3 protein-coding genes are annotated in these 2,513 nt (G+C 60.4%); 2 read left to right on the forward strand and 1 reads right to left on the reverse strand.

The genetic code is table 11. The features are described 5' to 3' along the window. A partial coding sequence (locus ADK28_RS01405) for an RrF2 family transcriptional regulator (protein ID WP_048794689.1) occupies window positions 1-421 on the reverse strand: 421 nt, incomplete at its 3' end. Window positions 422-760: 339 nt separating this feature from the next. Here ADK28_RS01405 and ADK28_RS01410 point away from each other — a divergent pair. Next, window positions 761-2,230, forward strand: a complete 1,470-nt coding sequence (locus ADK28_RS01410; RefSeq protein WP_048794690.1) for a tetratricopeptide repeat protein — start codon at window positions 761-763, stop codon at window positions 2,228-2,230. Window positions 2,231-2,250: 20 nt separating this feature from the next. Continuing rightward, window positions 2,251-2,513 (forward strand): arsenate reductase (glutaredoxin) (gene arsC, locus ADK28_RS01415; RefSeq protein WP_048794691.1); only part of this gene is annotated, 263 nt, incomplete at its 3' end.

Below are 2,513 nucleotides of genomic sequence, written 5' to 3' on the forward strand. Positions count from 1 at the left end.
CGACGGCGCCGAGGGTCTGCGCCGCCAGCGCATCGCGCATCGCCTTCTCCGCCTGCAGCATCACCGCATGGATAGCGCATTTGCCGGAGACCGCCCAATCCGGCGGGGAATCATCGAACACCGCACAGCGCCCGCGCACCTCCTGGCAATCGAACAGCGGCTTGTGCCCCTCGATGGCGTCGATAATTTCCAGAAAACTGATCTCGTCCGCCGGACGGGCCAGCCGGTAACCGCCGCGCACCCCTTCGCTGGCGGCGACGATCCCCGCCTTTTCCAGCTTGGGGAAAATCTTGGCCAGAAAGCTGGGGGAGATGCCTTGCAGCTCGGCGAGTTCGCGGCTGCTGAGCGCGCGCTGGTTGTCGCCGACCAGCCACAGCAGGCAGTGAATGCCATATTCAACGCTGGTTGTGATGTACGCCATATGTCCGTTTTCGATCGTCAGTGAATCCTCAATAACGCAGACTATATGAGTCTGCGTTTATCTTGTCAATAAAACACAGACTAACTTTGTCTGCGTTTTATTAAAAATGCATGTCGCCAGCGACAAAAAAGCGCCCTTCAAAATGAAAAATAAAACTTTTTTGCTCGATTCGCGCTCGGCTAACGTTTCCTTGTCGCCTGCGGCTGACTATGATGTGATGGGTGCCGCCGCCGCGGTTTGTGAGCCGCCGCACTTTCGCGCGGATTGCGCCGCGGGAATAAAGAACTCTTGTCTGCTGCTGACGTCTTAGAAATGATTATTTAAGGGAAACGCCTGACTATGACCAACCGGTTGACCAAAACCGCGTTAGCGGTGCTGCTGCTCAGCACGCTGAACGCCACCGCCCTGGCGCCAGCACAGGCGGAAAGCCAGGACCAGTTGCCGGATATGGGCACCTCCGCCGGCGGCACCCTGAGCATCGGACAAGAACTGGCGATGGGCGATTTCTATGTGCGCCAACTGCGCGCCAGCGCCCCGCTGATCAACGATCCGCTGCTGAGCCAGTACATCAATCAGCTGGGCAACCGGCTGGTGGCCAGCGCCTATTCGGTGCGCACGCCGTTCCATTTCTATCTGGTGCGCAACGACGAGATCAACGCCTTCGCCTTCTTCGGCGGCAACGTGGTGCTGCACTCCGCGCTGTTCCGCGTCAGCGACAACGAAAGCCAGCTGGCTTCGGTGCTGGCGCACGAAATCTCGCACGTCACCCAGCGCCACCTGGCGCGCGCCATGGAAGATCAACAGCGCAACGCCCCGCTGACCTGGGTGGGCGCGCTCGGTTCCATTCTGCTGGCGATGGCCAACCCGACCATGGGCATGGCGGCGCTGAGCGGCACCATGGCCGGCACCCAGCAGGGCATGATCAGCTTTACCCAATCGAATGAACAGGAAGCCGACCGCATCGGCATTCAGGTGCTGCAACGCGCCGGTTTCGATCCGGAAGCCATGCCCGACTTCCTGCAGAAACTCTCGGATCAGTCGCGCTACGCCTCCAAGCCGCCGGAAATGCTGCTGACGCACCCGTTGCCAGACAGCCGCCTCTCAGACGCGCGCAACCGCGCCAACCAGATGCCGAAACACATCGTGCAGTCTTCGCAGTATTACCTGATGGCCAAGGTGCGCGCACTGGGCATGTACAGTTCGGAAGGCTATGGCCTGAACGAAGAGCTGCTCGGCTCGCTCAGCAAGGGCAACGTGCGCGAACAGGCGGCCGCCAAATACGGCCGCGCCATTCTGTTCTATGAAGCGAAAAAATACGACGACGCGCGCAACATCATTCAGCCGATGCTGGCGCAGGATGCGAAAAACGTCTGGCTGATCGACCTGATGACCGACATCGATCTCGGCCAGAAACGCGCGCCGCAGGCGATCGCACGCCTGCAGGCGGCCAACGCCGCCCAGAACAACAACCCGGTGCTGCAGCTCAACCTGGCCAACGCCTATGTCGAAGGCAACCAACCGGCGCAGGCGTCGAAGATCCTGAACCGCTACACCTTTGCCCATCCGGACGATCCGAACGGCTGGGATCTGCTGGCGCAAGCCAGCGCCGCTCAGGGGCTGCGCGATGAAGAGCTGTCGGCCCGCGCCGAAAGCCTGGCGCTGACCGGCCGGCTCGATCAGGCCATCGGCCTGCTCAGCAATGCCAGCTCGCTGCAAAAACTCGGCAGCCTGAAACAGGCGCGTTACGATGCGCGCATCGACCAGCTGCGCCAACTGCAACAGCGCTTCCGCCAATACCAGCGCAGCTGATTCAACAAGGAATGAACGCCATGAAAAACGTCACGATTTACCACAACCCACGCTGCTCCAAGAGCCGTGAAACCCTGGCGCTGCTGGAACAGCACGGCGTCGATCCGAAGGTGGTGCTGTACCTCGATACGCCCCCTACGGTCGATGAGCTGAAAAAGCTGTTGAAGGAACTGGGCTTCACATCGGCGCGCGATCTGATGCGCAAAAAAGAAGATCTGTATAAGGAATTGAAGCTGGCGGACGACAGCCTGAGCGAAGAGCAACTGCTGGCGGCGATGACGGC

It is taken from the genome of Serratia sp. 506_PEND (assembly GCF_001076875.1).
GTDB lineage: Bacteria > Pseudomonadota > Gammaproteobacteria > Enterobacterales > Enterobacteriaceae > Serratia > Serratia marcescens.